Source organism: Aeromonas sp. S41-2 (assembly GCF_027705845.1).
In the GTDB taxonomy this organism is placed as follows: Bacteria; Pseudomonadota; Gammaproteobacteria; order Enterobacterales; family Aeromonadaceae; genus Aeromonas; species Aeromonas hydrophila.
In genome coordinates this window covers 276,261-291,697 of record NZ_JAPDCG010000001.1, presented here as the reverse complement: position 1 = coordinate 291,697, position 15,437 = coordinate 276,261, and the positions used below count along the sequence as shown (strand labels likewise).

11 protein-coding genes and 2 tRNA genes are annotated in these 15,437 nt (G+C 64.1%); 5 read left to right on the top strand and 8 right to left on the bottom strand.

Features of this window, described 5'->3' with window-relative positions; genetic code table 11:
• Positions 1-3 precede the first annotated feature (3 nt).
• The 3 genes from OKC44_RS01335 to OKC44_RS01325 are packed head-to-tail and all read right to left on the bottom strand — an operon-like array spanning position 4 to position 3,421.
• The gene (locus OKC44_RS01335; protein WP_270810577.1) at positions 4-2,157 is read right to left on the bottom strand and encodes an FAD-dependent oxidoreductase; all 2,154 of its coding nucleotides are present in this window, start codon (positions 2,155-2,157) and stop codon (positions 4-6) included.
• Entirely contained in the window at positions 2,157-2,735 is a 579-nt protein-coding gene (locus tag OKC44_RS01330; protein WP_270810576.1) for a carboxymuconolactone decarboxylase family protein, read from the bottom strand. The genes OKC44_RS01335 and OKC44_RS01330 overlap by 1 nt, the downstream gene beginning before the upstream one ends.
• 11 nt (positions 2,736-2,746) lie before the next feature.
• The gene (locus tag OKC44_RS01325) at positions 2,747-3,421 is read right to left on the bottom strand and encodes a DUF1499 domain-containing protein (protein WP_270810575.1); all 675 of its coding nucleotides are present in this window, start codon (positions 3,419-3,421) and stop codon (positions 2,747-2,749) included.
• Between the two features lie 51 nt (positions 3,422-3,472).
• Between OKC44_RS01325 and OKC44_RS01320 the strand changes: the two genes are divergently transcribed.
• On the top strand, positions 3,473-4,033 hold the full coding sequence (locus tag OKC44_RS01320; protein ID WP_049049293.1) for a peptide-methionine (S)-S-oxide reductase: 561 nt from the start codon (positions 3,473-3,475) through the stop codon (positions 4,031-4,033).
• A 14-nt stretch (positions 4,034-4,047) separates the two neighbouring features.
• On the opposite strand, the gene OKC44_RS01315 is transcribed toward OKC44_RS01320, so the two are convergent.
• Together OKC44_RS01315 and OKC44_RS01310 are read right to left on the bottom strand one after the other, a co-directional pair.
• Entirely contained in the window at positions 4,048-4,326 is a 279-nt protein-coding gene (locus OKC44_RS01315; protein WP_011705448.1) for a peptidylprolyl isomerase, read from the bottom strand.
• An 81-nt stretch (positions 4,327-4,407) separates the two neighbouring features.
• Positions 4,408-4,782, bottom strand: coding sequence for a hypothetical protein (locus OKC44_RS01310; protein ID WP_024943794.1), 375 nt, complete (start codon positions 4,780-4,782; stop codon positions 4,408-4,410).
• Between the two features lie 574 nt (positions 4,783-5,356).
• Here OKC44_RS01310 and tamA point away from each other — a divergent pair.
• Together tamA and tamB are read left to right on the top strand one after the other, a co-directional pair.
• Entirely contained in the window at positions 5,357-7,132 is a 1,776-nt protein-coding gene (tamA, locus tag OKC44_RS01305) for an autotransporter assembly complex protein TamA (RefSeq protein ID WP_024943793.1), read from the top strand.
• 209 nt (positions 7,133-7,341) lie between these two features.
• Entirely contained in the window at positions 7,342-11,127 is a 3,786-nt protein-coding gene (gene tamB, locus OKC44_RS01300; RefSeq protein WP_270810574.1) for an autotransporter assembly complex protein TamB, read from the top strand.
• A 124-nt stretch (positions 11,128-11,251) separates the two neighbouring features.
• Here tamB and OKC44_RS01295 read toward each other — a convergent pair.
• Both OKC44_RS01295 and OKC44_RS01290 read right to left on the bottom strand, forming a co-directional pair.
• A tRNA-Tyr gene (locus OKC44_RS01295) sits at positions 11,252-11,336 on the bottom strand.
• A gap of 52 nt (positions 11,337-11,388) precedes the next feature.
• Positions 11,389-11,473 (bottom strand) — tRNA-Tyr (locus tag OKC44_RS01290).
• 125 nt (positions 11,474-11,598) lie between these two features.
• Between OKC44_RS01290 and OKC44_RS01285 the strand changes: the two genes are divergently transcribed.
• The gene (locus tag OKC44_RS01285) at positions 11,599-12,114 is read left to right on the top strand and encodes a VC2046/SO_2500 family protein (RefSeq protein WP_270810573.1); all 516 of its coding nucleotides are present in this window, start codon (positions 11,599-11,601) and stop codon (positions 12,112-12,114) included.
• A gap of 81 nt (positions 12,115-12,195) precedes the next feature.
• On the opposite strand, the gene hpf is transcribed toward OKC44_RS01285, so the two are convergent.
• Positions 12,196-12,534, bottom strand: coding sequence for a ribosome hibernation-promoting factor, HPF/YfiA family (gene hpf, locus OKC44_RS01280; RefSeq protein ID WP_011705453.1), 339 nt, complete (start codon positions 12,532-12,534; stop codon positions 12,196-12,198).
• A 371-nt stretch (positions 12,535-12,905) separates the two neighbouring features.
• Between hpf and OKC44_RS01275 the strand changes: the two genes are divergently transcribed.
• On the top strand, positions 12,906-15,422 hold the full coding sequence (locus OKC44_RS01275; RefSeq protein ID WP_270810572.1) for a putative bifunctional diguanylate cyclase/phosphodiesterase: 2,517 nt from the start codon (positions 12,906-12,908) through the stop codon (positions 15,420-15,422).
• Positions 15,423-15,437 lie beyond the last annotated feature (15 nt).

Here is a 15,437-nt window from a genome sequence, read left to right as displayed (position 1 = left end):
GGGTCAGGCGCCGCGGCGCCAGCGGTGATAACGGGTCAACAACGCCAGCAGGGTGGCGGGCTGACGGGCCCGTCGCCACTCGCCCGCCAGATACTTGTTCCCCTCCATCAGGGTGGGGTAGGCGTGGATGGTGGCGAGGATCTTGCCAAGGCCGAGGCGGTGGCGCATGGCGAGCACGAACTCTGCGATCCGCTCGCCGGCGTGAGTGCCCACTATTGTGGCCCCCAGGATCTGATCCTTGCCGGGTACGGTGAGCACCTCGATAAAGCCCTGACGCTCGCCGTCGGCGATGGCCCTGTCCAGCTCGGCCAGCTCGAAGCGGGTCAGCTCGAAGGGGATGCCCTGCGCCCTGGCCTCTTTCTGATTGAGGCCGACCCGGGCGATTTCTGGGGTGGTGTAGATGGCGGCCGGCATGACCCGATAGTCGGCCCGAAAGCGCTTGAACGGACTGAACAGGGCATTGACCGCGGCATACCAGCCCTGATGGGCGGCGGCATGGGTGAGCTGGTAAGGGCCCGCTACGTCCCCCACCGCCAGAATGCTGGGGTAGTTGGTGGTGAGGAAGCCATCGACCGCCACCGTGCCGCGCGGCGCCAGCTCCACCCCCAGCGCTTCGAGCCCGAAGCCGCTGACGTTGGCGACCCGGCCCAGCGCCAGCAGCAGTTGATCCCCTTCCACCACCTGCATTTCTTCGCCTCGGCGCAGTTGCAGCCGGATGGAGAGCTCCCCCTCGGCCGCAGGCAGATAGTCGGCTCGTTCGGCGCGCCAGCCGGTGAGCACCCGCACGCCATCGCGGGCCAGCTGCTCTGCCAGCAGCTCGGCCACTTCCCGCTCTTCGCGGGGCAGCAGCTGATCCGAGATCTCCACCAAGGTAACGGGAATGCCGAGCAGGGCAAAACTCTGGGCCAGCTCGCAGCCGATGGGGCCGCCGCCCAACACCAGCAGCTGGCGCGGCGCAGTGCGCAGTTGCCAGAGGGTGTCGGAGGTGAGCCAAGGCACCTGCTCAAGGCCCGGCAGCGTGGGCACCAGCGGCCGGGCGCCGGTGGCGAGCACGATATGGCGGCTGGCAAGGCGTTGGCCGTTCACCTCCACCTCCCAGGGGGAGACCAGCCGCGCCTCCCCTTCGATGCACTCCACTCCGAGTCCTTCATAGCGCTCTACCGAATCGTGGGGTTCGACCTCCTTGATGACGCGGGCGACCCGCTCCATCACGGCGGCGAAATCGGCGCTGGTTTGGCTTGGGCCAAAGCCCAGCTCACTGGCCCGGCGCTGCTCGGCGGCAAAGCGGGCGCTTCGGATCAGCGCCTTGGAGGGGACGCAGCCGCTGTTGAGGCAATCGCCGCCCATCTTGTGCTTCTCGATGAGCGCCACCTTGGCTTTCACCGCCGCGGCGATATAGCTGGTCACGAGGCCGCCTGCCCCGGCGCCAATCACCAGCAGGTTGTAGTCATAGCGGGTTGGCTTGCGGTAGGGGGCGTGCAACCGATGCAGGGCGAGGCGCCGCTGCAGACCTTTGAGCAGCACCGGCATCAGCCCGAGCAGGGTCAGCGCCACCATCAGACCGGGGGAGAGGATATTGCCGGTGCTGGTGAGGTTGGCGAGCTCGCTGCCCGCCAGCACGTAGACGAAGGTGCCGGGCAGCATGCCGAGCTGGCTCACCCAGTAGTAGGTGCTGACTCTGATGGGAGTGAGCCCCATCAGCAGGTTGACCAGAAAGAAGGGGAAGATGGGGATGAGGCGCAGGCTCAGCAGATAAAGCGCTCCTTCCTTCTTCATGCCAGTCTGCAAGCTGGCTAGCTTGTCGCCAAAGCGCCGCTCGACCCAGTCGCGCAGCAAAAAGCGGGCGCTGAGAAAGGCCAGGGTCGCGCCAATGCTGCTGGCAAAGGAGACCAGCAGCAGCCCCCAGGCAACGCCGAACACGGCGCTGCCAGCCAGGGTGAGCAGGCTGGCGCCGGGCAGGGAGAGAGCGGTGCTCACCACATAGACGGCGACAAACAGCAGGGCGGCGCTGACGAAATGGCGGTCGACCAAGGCGGCCAGCTCGGCCTGACGGGCCTGCAGCTGGGGCAGGCTCAGGTAGTGGCCAAGGTCGAAGGCGAAAAAGGCGCCGATGAGGCAGCCCATCACCAGCACCAGCAGCAGACGGGAGCCGCTCATCAGGCGTCCTTGTTATCCGGTTGCGGACGCACTGGCTGCACCGGCAGTTGGCAGAAGCCCTGCGGGGCGATATCGAGGGCGGCGTTGAACTTGGCCGACATATTCTGGAAGGCGATGAGGCCGGTCAGTTCCACCATGGCGTCGTCGTCAAACCAGGGCTTGAGGCGGGCGGCCTGCTCATCGCTGACTCCATCCAGCCCCGTCATTGCCTCGGTGTAGTCGAGCACGGCCCGCTCCCGCTCATCGAACAAGGGGCTTTCGCGCCAGTTGGCGAGCGCCTCCACCTTCTCGCTGGAGCCCGCCCGCTTGATGAGGGTCATGGCGTTGATGTCGACACAGAAGCGGCACCAGTTGAGCTGGGAAACCCGCACCGTCACCAGAGAGCGCAGCACGGGGTCGATGGGGGAGCGCTTGCGGTTGATGACGCCATAGAGGGTGGCGACGGCGGCAAACAGGCGCGGCGAGCGGCCCCAGCACTTGCCCGGAATGAGCACCTGGCCGTAGTTGCGCTGTTGCAGCCAGAAAAAGGGGCGGATGAACCAGGCATATTCCCGATCGGGCTTGACCTCGACGCGCATGGATGACCTTCTTATTGCTTCAAATTGGGTTTGTAGGCCTGACCCAGCCGCTCGTTGAGGCGGATCAGAAACTCTTCTATGCGGGCCCGGTTGGTGCCCAGGTCGCTCTGCCCCTGACGGGAGGCGGAGCGCATGTCGATGCGGGTCTCCTTGGGCCCGGCAAAGACTCGCAGCGCCACGTCATCCTGAAAACCGAACCAGCCGGTGGTGACCACCGCCTCGAGCCCTTCCGGGCTTGGTCGCACCTGCCAGCCGAGCTGCTCCATCAAGGCGTGTGCCTCGGTGATCACCTCGACCGGGGAGGAGCTGGTAAAGAGAGGACCGGGTTTACCCTCAAATGCTTTCAAGGGGGCCGGATTAATCGGCAGATCCTGCGCCGTTCTGAGCTCGCTGGCCCAGTGCAACTGGGGCGGGTTGTTGGGATCCGTGCTCACATCGTTGACCAGCGGCGTGCGCAGTGCCTGCACCACGAAGGCCAGGGGCAACAGCAGTGGCGCGGCGCCCCAGCCATTAGCACAGCGGCTGCGAGACCAGGGCAGGCGAGCCAGCAAGACGAGGGAGACGAGGGCCCCGAGCAGGCTGATGGCGAACCCCAGCCACCAGGGCCAGAGGTGAACACGGCTGCCGAGGGCGCCGGCGAGCGGCAGCAACCAGGCCAGAAGCGGCCACCACAAATATCTGGGCATAACGGGGATCCACTGGTTATGATGGACAAGTGCCCAGAAGGATAAACTTAATTGACTGATAACGTTAGTAAATTTATCTCAATCTTGCTGCTTTTCCCAAGCGTTCCGCTGTGGGCGGACAGTGCCGTGCTGGCAGCGGGGGACATGTGGCGCGCCGAAGCCGTCTACGAGACCCTGCCAGGGGTCAGTCGGGTGGAGCCGGGCTACGTCAGCCAGCTGGCGGCGACGGGGTCGAGCTGGCGGGAAGTGCCGCCGCGGCGCCAGGCGGTGCGTATCGACTATGACCCGGTCAAAGTGGGTTATGGCGATCTGCTCAACGTGTTCTGGCAACTGGTGGATGGGCGCGATGGCGAGGGCCAGTATTGCAATCGGGGCCTGGCATTTGCGCCAGCCCTGCTGCCGAAGGATGACTATCAGTGGCGCTTGGCCCAGGTGAGCCTGACACGCTGGCAGGCCCTGCACGGGCGGCCGAGCCGGGTTGCGCTCTGGCCGCAGAGCCGGTTCACCCCGGCGCCCGAGATGGAGGACTGGGCGGCGCGCCACCCCTGGCGTTTTGGCTTCTATGCCCGCCGCTGCGGCGGCTGGCCGGTGGAGCTGACCCCAGAACCCTGAACCGGGCCCTGAACTCAGTTGCGGTAGAGCACCTTGATAAGGTGAAAGCCGAACTTGGTGCGCACCGGGCCGAGCACGGTCAGCAGTTCGCCCTTGAACACGGCATCGTCAAACGCCTTGACCATGTCGCCTTTCGAAAACTCCCCCAGATCGCCGAAGCGCTTGCTGGAGGCGCAGGTGGAGAAGCGCTTGGCCATCTGGCCGAAGTCGGCTCCCTTGGCAATCTTCTCCTTGATCTCCAGACACTCTTTCTCGGTCTTGACCAGGATGTGCTGGGCACAGGCTTTTCTCATCGGGACGCTCCTCGGCGGTGGGCAAATCGGGGGCGCAAAGAGTACTCCAATTCCTGTCGCGCGTCAGCCGTCATGGCAAATTCAGCTGCGGGCACGGGCAGCAAGCCGGGTTCTGGGCCGTGCCTGCCAGAGGATCTCCAGCCCGAGCAGGGCATGCAGGCTCCAGATGGCCAGCGGATTGAGCCAGTTGCCCCCCAGTTGCAGGGTCGCCAGGGCGCTGCCCGCCAGCAGCAAGGTGATGCCCGGCAGGCGCCAGTGGGTCGGCAGCGGTGCCAGCATGGCCATGCCCAGCAGGATGGCGAGCCCGAACGGCAGGTTCAGCGCGGTGAAGGCCAGCGCCTGCTGGCCGTTCATGCCGGTCAGCAGGGCCAGCAGGGCGCTGCAACAGGCGAGAAAGGTGATGAATTCGAGTCTATCGGCGATGTAGTCCGCCATCTGTTCGCTGCGTGCGTGCATGCGGTGTCTCCTCTGGTGGGATGCGAGCCTTGGTGCAATAAGCCCAGTGTGGGCGAGAAGTGAGCAGGGGGGCAGCGGGATAAATCGATTGGGTTGAACGAGGCTTTGATTGGGCGATGGCAACTGTTTGATCCTGCAAGATAAAATGCACTACCTCTGCGGGAGTGGGGCAAGGCGGGCGGCCCAGTGGCAGCCAGAATGCAGCTGGCGGGCCCGCTGAGAGAGGGAATTGCCGCTATCTTGACCAGTTGCCGACAGTTGATGTCGCGCCCATCGGCCAACAAGGGATGGCGCGATACCGGGCCGGATGGGCTGGCAGGGGCCATATGGCATGGCCGTGCTGGTCATGGATTGCCCTTTTTGGCCCGCAGTGGCATAAGTCTGCGGGGGAAAGTGTGAAAAATGCGCAGCCTACGCGGGCAAAGGCTTCAATAATATGGCGAAATTCGCTGTCACCCCGCTCTGATGTCGGGCCGGGGATATGCTAGGATGAGGCGCGTTTGCGATCGAGTGAGCCTCATATTCGTTCTGAATATCGCATTATTTTAATCATGTTCTTCGGGGAAATTGACGTTTGACAGGATGCAATCCGCCCCTGCCTGCAGGGATCTCACCGCCCGCACGGGCCTTTCGTCGTGGGCTTCGCGCGCTGGGACTGAGCCTCTGTCTGCTGCTGTTCGTCACGCCTGCCATGGCGGCCAAACTCACCTATCAGATCAAGGGACTGAAGGGGGAGAACAAGGACAACGTCGAGGCCTACCTCAATGCCCTGCCGGTCTATCAGGAGCGCCAGTACCGTCCGGCCCGCGCCAAGATCACCGAGAGCGTGCAAAAGGCGCTGCAGGTCTATGGCTACTACCAGCCCAAGATCACCCTGAGCCGCGACAAGAAGGCGCCCGCCAAAGTGATCATCGAGGTGGAGCCGGGCAAGCCGGTCATTATCTCCCGTCTCGACATCCTGCTGGAAGGGGATGCCAGCAGCGACGAGCTCTACAGCGAGCTGTTGGACAAGCTGCCCCTGAAAGAGGGGGATCCCCTCAACCACGGCAAATACGAATCCATCAAGGCGGATCTGGGCAGTCTGGGGCTGGCCCGCGGCTACTTCGACGCCAAGATCAGCAAGAGCCAGGTCAAGGTGTTCCCGGATCAGGGCACTGCCGAGATCTACATCCTGTTTCGCTCCGGCCCGCGCTACCACTTCGGCGAGATCCACTACGACGCCACGCCGGAGGCGCTGCGCCTCATCCGCCCGCTCATCAACATCAAGAGCGGTGACCCCTATCTGGCGATCCGGCTGGCGGAGATGTCGCAGGATGTCTCCTCCACCAAGCTGTTCAAGCAGGTGGACATCAAGCCGCTCATCAGCCAGGCCGAGGGCAACCGGGTGCCGGTGCAGGTGACTCTTTCCAACCGGGTCGATCACGAGATTGAAACGGGTATCGGCTATGCCACCGACGTGGGGCCGCGCATGAGCGCCACCTGGGAGAAGCCCTGGGTCAACCGCTACGGCCACCGGCTCAACGCCACCGCCAAGGTCTCCCAGCCCGAGGCCGAGCTCAGCTTCGACTACCAGATCCCGGTGGGCAATCCGCTGCGGGACTACTACTCGTTGCAGGCCGGTTATCAATACAAGGACAACAACGATACCCGCTCCGACCTGACCACCCTCAGCGTGCACCGCTGGAAGCGGCGGCCGGAGAGCTGGGACCGGGACGTGTTCATCCGGCTGGAGAACGAGATCTATACCCAGGGCGCCGACGAGGGCAACAGCTTGCTGCTGATCCCCGGCGTCTCCTGGTCGCGGCTGCGGGTGCGCGGTGGTCTGGTGCCCGACTGGGGCGATCGCCAGCAGCTCACCCTGGAGTTTTCCGACCCCTACTGGGGCTCCGACATCAGCTTCGTGCGGGTGTGGGGGCGCAGCAAGTGGCTGCGCACCCTGGGGGAGGATCACCGCTTCCTGCTGCGGGCTGAACAGGGCGCCATCATAGGGGACAGCTTCTCGCTGGTGCCGCCTTCGCTGCGCTTCTTTACCGGTGGTGATCAGACGGTGCGCGGCTACGGCTACGAAACCATCTCGCCGCGCGGCAGCGACGGCAAGCTGCTGGGGGGTCGCTACGTGAGCGTCGCCAGCGCCGAGTACAACTACCGCTTCAGCGACAAGTGGCTGGGGGCCCTGTTCGTCGACAGCGGTACCGCCACGGTCGACTACAGCGAGGCCTGGAAGATAGGCACCGGGGTCGGCGTGCGCTGGGTGACCCCCATCGGTCAGGTCCGGCTCGACCTGGCGGTGGGCATTTCCGAGGAGGAGAAGCCGCTGCGACTCCACTTCGCGCTGGGGCCTGAACTATGATCCGGCCGCGCTCCACTCCTCTTCTCTTCTGTTCTCCTGACCGGCCGCTGCGGCTGCATCTTTCGCGGGGGTCTGCACTGTGAACTGGGTAAAACGCATCTTTCTCTGGCCGCTGCGGCTGCGTCTTTCGCGGGGGTCTGCACTGTGATCTGGGCAAAACGTATTTTTCTCTGGCCGCTGCGGCTGCGTCTTTCGCGGGGGTCTGCACTGTGATCTGGGTAAAACGTATTTTTCTCTGGCTGATGGGGCTCATCTTCCTGCTGCTCATCGGCGTCAGCCTGCTGGGCTTCACCCATCAGGGCAACAAGTGGCTGTGGCAGCAGGCGAGAGCCGCCTTGCCTTCCCTCAAGGGGGAGCTGGTGGCGGGCCAGCTCGGCTATGGCTGGACCCTGGAAGGGGTCGGCTGGCAGGACGAGCTGGTGGACGTCACGGTGGATCGCGCCGTGCTGGACTGGGATCTGGGCAAGCTGCTGCAGGGCAAGCTCTGGATCAAATCCCTGAACGTCACCCACCCGGTGGTCAAGGTCGCCGACTCCGAGCCGACCCCGGAAGAGCCGTCAGAGCCCTTCGTCTGGCACCCGCTGCCCCTGAAAATTCAGGTTGACAGCCTCCAGGTGGCGGATCTCGATGTGACGGTGCCCGGGGTGGGGGTGAGCCTCAAGTCCCTCGATATCGGCGCCACCCTCAGCCGCAAGGGGCTGATCGTGCAGGGGCCGGTGCTGGATGGCCTCAAGGTGACCCTGGCCGAGACGCAGGCCACCGAGGCTGCCAAACCAGCTGCCGCCAAGGCAAGCTCCCAAGACAAGGCTGCGGCCAAGTCGCCTGTCATCGCCAAGGCGAAGCCGGCGGATGAGAGCAAGGCGCAAAAGACAACCAAGGCGACCCCCATCGAGCTGCCCGCCATCCGGCTGCCGTTCCCCATCCAGCTGGAAGGATTGCAGGTCACGGCGTTTCGCTATCAGCAGGGTGAATTGGTGGAAGGGCTCGACAAGCTGCTGCTGTCGGCCAGTGCCGAGGGGAGCGACATCGCGCTGCGCGAGCTCTCCCTGCGCCATGCCATGGCGGATCTGGCGCTCAAGGGCAAGATCCAGCTCAAAGACGATTATCCGCTCGCCCTGACCCTGGATGCCAAGGCCCGCAAGGGGCTGCTGGATGGCGAACTGCAGGGGCAGCAGGCCAGCCTGACTCTCGGCGGTTCGGTGGGCAAGCTGGCATTGGCGCTGCAGGCCAAGGGGCCGGTTGCGGCCAACCTCAAGGGGTCCTTGGCGGCCCTCGATCCCGACTTGCCCTTTGATGCGGGGCTGGAGTGGAAGAGCCTGGGCTGGCCGCTGCACAAGCCCGCCAAAGATGAGCCCAGCTACCGGCTGGACAAGGGCAGTTTGAGTGCCAAGGGCAAGCTCTCCGGCTACCAGTTTGCCTTGAATACCGCCGGCAAGGGCACGGATGTGCCCCCCTTCAAGCTGGCGCTGACGGGCAAGGGGGATCTGACGCAGCTGAACCAGATCAACCTGCTGCTCAACGCCCTCAAGGGGGAGCTCAAGCTGGACGGCAAGCTCGCCTGGGACAAGGGGGTACGCTGGCAGGGCACCACGGAATTCAAGGGGATCAACCCGGCCGAGCTGGTGCCCGAGCTCAAAGGGGCGCTGGCGGGCAAGATTGCCAGCCGTTTCGAGCTCGATGAGGCGGGTCACTGGCAACTGCAACTGCCCGAGCTGAAGGTGGATGGCAAGCTCAACCAGTATCCGCTGGCCATCAAGGGCAGCGCGAGCGGCAACGACCAGCTGGAGTGGACCATCCCGGCGCTGGTGCTGCAAAGCGGCCCCAACCAGCTGCAGGCCAAGGGCAGCCTGAGCCAGCAGGCGTGGAAGCTGGATGCGGATCTCAATGCCCCCAACCTGGCGGGGCTCTACCCCGGGCTCAAGGGAGACATCAAGGGGCAGGTGCGCCTGACCGGCAATCAGCAGGCACCACGGGTCACCACAGAGCTGGCTGCCAGCCGCCTCTATTATGCCGGCACCGATCTGAAGGGGATCGCCATCAAGGGCAATGCCCTGGTCGGTGACAAGCCGGCAGGGGAAGTGGCCCTGACGGTGGCCAGCCTGGTACAGGGGGCGACCAGCCTCAGCCAGCTGGCGCTCAACCTGAGCGGCGATCTCAACCAGCACGCCCTGTCGCTCACCATGAAGGGCGACCCGGTGGCGGCCAACCTCAAGCTGAGCGGCGGTCTGCGCGGGGAGCGCTGGCGCGGTGCCCTCAGCGAGCTCAAATTGAAGACGCCGCTGCGGCGCTGGGAGCTGAGCGCGCCCTGGGCCCTCGACCTCGACCTGCCGCGTCAGCGGCTGACCATGGGGGATCTCTGCCTCGGCTCCCAAGGGGCCAGCCTCTGCGTCAAGGGCAGCCAGGTATCGGCTCAGCAGGGCAGCCTGGAGTTTGCCCTCAACCAGTTTGACCTCAAGCGCCTGCGGCCCTGGCTGCCGGACAACTTCCGCTGGCAGGCGGTGCTCTCCGCCGACGGACGGGCCAGCTGGCGCGGCAATCAGCCGACCCTGCACGCCACCGTGCGCACCACGCCGGGCACCTTCGTAGCCGACGAGCTCAAGACCGACTATCAGCGTCTCGAGCTCGGGGTGGACTTCGAGCGCCAGCAGGCGGCGATCCGGCTCGATTTTGCCTCCGAGCAGATCGGCAACATCGACACCAAGCTCTATATCCGGGATCCGTCCGGTCGCGGCAATCTCTCCGGCCAGCTCAAGTTTGACGACCTCAAGCTGACCACCTTCGCCCCGCTCATCCCCGAGGTGCGCTCCCTGCAGGGAGTCATCTCGGCCGATGCCCGTTTCGACGGTACCCTGGCCTCGCCGCTGCTGTTTGGCCAGCTCAACCTGCTGGATGGGGAAGTGCAGACCCACTCCGACATGGTGACCCTGTCCAAGCTGGTGACCCGCCTCAAGATTGAAGGCAACCGGGCCGAGCTCGATGGCACCATGCTGGTGGGCAAGGGGCCGCTGGCACTGGGGGGCTGGCTGAGCTGGGCGCAACTGCCGGTCACAGGCAGCCTCACCATCCAGGGCAAGGAGCTGGAAGCCCAGTATCCGGGCATGGGCCGGGTGCGGGTCTCCCCGGACATCGCCATCTCGCTGGGGGAGGAGACCCGGATCACCGGTCAGGTCGACATCCCCTGGGCGCGGATCCTGGTCAAGAGCCTGCCCGAGAGCGCGGTGGCGGTGTCGGACGATGTGACCGTGGTCTACGACGATCTGCCGCCGGTGCCCAAGGCGGCGCCGCTGCCGATGGCGATCAAGCTGGCCATCCGGCTGGGTGACGACGTGCGGCTGGAGGCGATGGGGCTCAAGACCAAGGTGGGGGGCGGCATCAACATCCGCCAGGATCCCTCGCGGCCGCTGGCGGGCAACGGTCAGCTGGTGCTCAACGATGGGCGCTTCAAGGCCTATGGCCAGAACCTCATCATCAAGGATGGCCGCATCCTCTTCTCCGGCCCCCTCGATCAGCCGTTCCTCAACATAGAGGCGTATCGGGATCCCGATACCATAGAAGACAAGGTGACGGTGGGGGTGCGGGTGACCGGGCCGGCCAGCAAGCCCAAGATCACCGTCTACTCGGAGCCGCAGCTGGCCCAGTCCGAGCAGCTCTCCTACTTGCTGCGCGGCAAGGGGCTGCAGACCAGCGGCGAGGATGGCGGCTTCAACGGCCTGTTGGTGGCGGGCGCGGTCAGCCAGGCCAACGGTGTGGTCTCCAGTCTGGGGGAATCCCTCGGCATGAGCGACGTGGCCCTCGATACTGCCGGCAGTGGTGACAACACCCAGGTGACCTTGTCGGCCTATCTGCTGCCGGGGCTGCAGTTCCAGTACGGGGTCGGGGTGTTCAGCCCCATCGCCGAGTTCAAGCTGCGCTACGAGCTGATGCCCAGGCTCTACCTGCAGGCCATGAGCGGGGTGGCCCAGGCGGTGGATATCTTCTATCGCTTCACCCTGTAGCGGGCAGGAAGAGAGAAGAACGGGAGGCACAAGCCTCCCGTTTTTATTGGCGGCGTTGATGCTGATGAACAGAGGGGGGGCTGAAAAGCGAAAACCCGGCGCGAGGCCGGGTTTTCTTGAATGATGGTGGAGGGAGAAGGATTCGAACCTTCGAAGGCAGAGCCGTCAGATTTACAGTCTGATCCCTTTGGCCGCTCGGGAACCCCTCCACGGGGTATTGCCAATTTTTATCCACGGCGGGTGCCGTGACTGCACTTGAAATGGTGGAGGGAGAAGGATTCGAACCTTCGAAGGCAGAGCCGTCAGATTTACAGTCTGATCCCTTTGGCCACTCGGGAACCCCTCCACAAGTGCGAGGCGCATACTAACAGATCTGCCGGGGTTGTGAACCCCTTGGCGGGATTTTTCCTGCTTAAAGGATCGGATTTGCGGCCGATAAAGGATGAAACCACCGTTTCCAAGAGTTATCTCATGCTACCCAGCGCCATTCGTGAGCAGTGGCTGGTGGACGAGGCCCAGCTGGGGCAACGTCTCAACCAGGATCTCCAGCACGGAGACAGGGCTGACTTTCGCCTGCATCTGGCCCTGCTGACCGATGCGGTGGAAGAGCAGCCCTGGTTCGACCCCAGGCAGCCAGCAAAGGCTGAGAGCCGGGTCTGGCGCAGCCGCTTTGAGCTGCCGCCAGCCACGCCCTTGCAGGGCAGTGCAAATGATGAAGAGGCCGCTTTGCTCAACGAGCGGCTGCAACAGGGAGGCTCCATGGTGGATGTGCGGCTCTGGCTGGCGCTGCGCTCACCGCCGCTGCTCGGCGCCCCGCCTGCGCTGGAGCCTGCCGTGTATGACAACCTCTCGCCGCTTGGACGGGAGCGCTGGCAGGGCAAGCTGGCGGATCAGCCCAGACGCGACGATCCCCTGCTGATACTGCCGATCCTCGATACGCTCAAGGCGGGAGTGGATGCCAGGCTGCACTGGCTCAGTGGTTGCTGAAGGCGGCAAGCGCCGGCATTCGGGCAGCAAAAAGGCGGGGAGATCCCGCCTTTGTCGTTGTTGGCTGTGCCGTGGTGCAGTTTAGGCGTCGGCTTCATCCTCTTGCGGCACTTCCTTGCCAGCCGCTGCGGCGCGACGGGCGATGGGTTTTTCGGTGTGGCGGTTGAGCTGGCGTTCCAGCTTTTGCCCCAGTTCGGTGATGGCGGCGTACAAGTCCTCATGTTCTGCCTGGGCAAACAGCTTGCCGTTGGGGATGCCAGCAGTGGCTTCAACGATGAACATCAGACGCTCTTTGGAGACAATCACATGGGGTGTGATAAGAGGCACCTGAAGACGCTCGAGCTTGTCAAAACGGGATTCAATGCGCTCGCGGATAGCCGGGGTGATGTCGATGATTTTGCTGGTAATTTCGATTTTCATATTGGCCCCCTTCGGGTCGTCTTGCTTGTGTCTTCACCTTCAGATTACTCATGGCTGAACATTAAAATGTGATCTGCGTCACGAACTGTGGCCTTGCTTCCGAGGGGAGGAATAAATTGTGATCTTTTCCCGTTCTGTACCAAAAAGCGCTTGAGCTCCACGAAACTGGCAGGCAGTATGGAGAAACTTGGATCGTTTCTGTCCCTTCGTGGCAGCGCCGCATGTCGACCTCATGTCCGGTTTTCACCGCTTAGTCTCGCATCTTTTGCACTTTCTCCCCGCACCGCCCTTGCCGACGTGCGCGCTGTGAATGTGGGCGCCGCCAAGTCGTCAGGGACTTGAACGTGGTTGTTGTGGTGTTGGAGTAGTACATGAAACAGCAGGCCACTCAGATGATGTGGTTTTATGATCGGCAACACGCCCAGTGGAGTCTGTCCGATCATGCCTCCTACCAGCTCTGGCAAGGAGAGGGGGCTCACCCCTGGTTCGGGCAATTGGCGGCAGATGACGAGGCCGGCTTTGCCGACTTTCTCGCCAGACTTTACCACTCACAGCAACCGGCCCAGTTCATCGGTCACCTCTGCGAGGAGGGCGGCGAGGTGCGCCATGTGCTCTGGAGCGGCCAGTACGTGCCGGCCCAGCAGATGTGCTGCGGCTGGATTGCGCCGCTCGACACCACCCGCAGTACCCAGCTGCCTGCCGACCTCTCCCAGCAACTGCCGCTGCTGCAAGACTCCTTGTTGACCCAGCTGGCGCAGGCGCTCTCTGCCCGGACCGGGCTCGATTTCTTCAATACCCTGGTCAATCAGCTCGCCCACATCCTGGTGGCGGACGCGGTCTGGCTGGCGGAGCGTACCGGCAGCGGACGACTCAAGGTGCTGGCCTGCCATGGCATCGACCTCAAGGAGTACGAACTCGACGGTATGCCCTGCCAGCAGGTCTATCTGGCGGGGGAGGCCTGCGTCATTCCCCTGGCGAACGAGCGGCCCTGCTGTACCGGTTTCAAAGGGGGGCAAGGCTACTACGGTCTGCCGCTGTGTGATCGCAACGGCCAGATCCTGGGCCACCTGGCGCTGCTTTTCTCCGATCAGAGCGCGATCCCCAATTTGGGCTCGGTGCTGACCACCTTCTCCATGCGCATGGTGGCGGAGCTGGAGCGGCTGCAGAGCGATGCCCAGCTGCGCCTGTCTGCCGTGGCGTTTGAAACCCATGAAGGGATCATCATCACCGACCCCGATTTCAAGATTTTGCGGGTCAACCACGCCTTCAGCCAGATCACCGGCTTTGACAGCCAGCGGGTGATCGGCCTGCATCTGGGCAACGATCTCTGGTGCGGGCTGGGGGGACTTGGCTACGAGCTCGGCACCCTGAGCCGCTGGCAGGGGGAGACCCAACGACTGCACGCAGACGGCTACCCCTATCCGCAGTGGGAAATAGTCACTCCGGTGCAGGATGACAGGGGGGAGATCAGCCACTTCGTCATCTGCTTCGAGGATATCTCCGAGCGCAAGGAGGCCGAGCGACGCATCCAGGATCTCGCCTATTACGACGAGCTGACCGGCCTGCCCAACCGCCGCCAGCTGCACGAAACCCTGGCCCACGCCTTTGGTGAGGCGAGTCGCGACTATCTGATCGGCGCCCTGCTGTTCATCGATCTGGATCACTTCAAGACCATCAACGACTCCCTCGGCCACGCCACCGGCGACTGGCTGCTCAAGGAGGTCGCCAGCCGGCTCAAGCGGCTGGTACGCCAGGGGGATTGTCTGGCACGGCTCGGCGGCGACGAGTTCGTGCTGCTGCTACCCTCGCTCTCGGCGAGCCCGCCCCAGGCGGAGATGCAGGCCGACCTCATCGCCGAGCGGCTCATCAGCGAGATTGCGGCTCCCTACAACCATGCTGGCCAGGTGCTGCACATCGGCGCCAGCGTCGGCATCACCCTCTTCCCCGGCCGGGAGCAGGGGGTGGACGATCTGCTCAAGCAGGCGGACACCGCCATGTATCAGGCCAAGTCGGCCGGTCGCAAGACCCGGCGCTTCTTCGATGCCTCCATGCAGCTGCAGGCGGATCGCCGGCTGCTCATCCACAACGAGCTGCGCAGCGCCCTTAACCAGCAGGAGCTGACCCTCTACTACCAGCCCCAGCACATGGTGGAGGGGGGGGACATCATCGGCGTCGAGGCGCTGATCCGCTGGCAGCCGCCAGGCCGGGCTCTGGTGTCGCCCGCCGAGTTCATCCCCATCGCCGAGGAGACGGACCTTATCGTCGACATCGGCAACTGGGTATTGTACGAGGCCTGCGCCCAGTACGTGCGCTGGGAGGAGAACGGCATTCACATCCCGCAGCTGTCGGTCAACGTCAGTGCCAAGCAGTTTCACGCCACCGATTTCGTCGACCGGATCCACGATGTGCTGGCCTCCACCGGTATGGATCCCGCCAGCCTGAATCTGGAGATCACCGAGTCTGTGGTGCTGGGGCATGCGGAAGACACCATCAGCAAGATGAGCGAGCTCAAGGCACTCGGCATCAGCTTTGCCATCGATGACTTCGGCGCCGGTTACTCCTCCCTGAGCTACCTCAAGCGGTTGCCGGCGGACGAGCTCAAGATCGATCGCTCCTTCATCCAGGATATCCCGCGCGATGGCGACAACATGGCCATCGTCGAGGCGGTGATCGCCATGGCGCGCCACATGGGCTTCAACGTGACGGCGGAAGGGGTGGAATCGCGCCAGCAGCTGGAGTTTCTGCAGGCCCAGGGCTGCCACTTCTACCAGGGCTACCTGGCTTCCAAGCCGCTGCCGGTGCCCTATCTGGAGCGCTACGTGCAGCGCCTTGCCCGCAGCGAAAGCCCGCTGGCCGGGGGTAAAAATAGTCTCGCCGGCGAGCTGTAGCCCCTCGGGTTAACG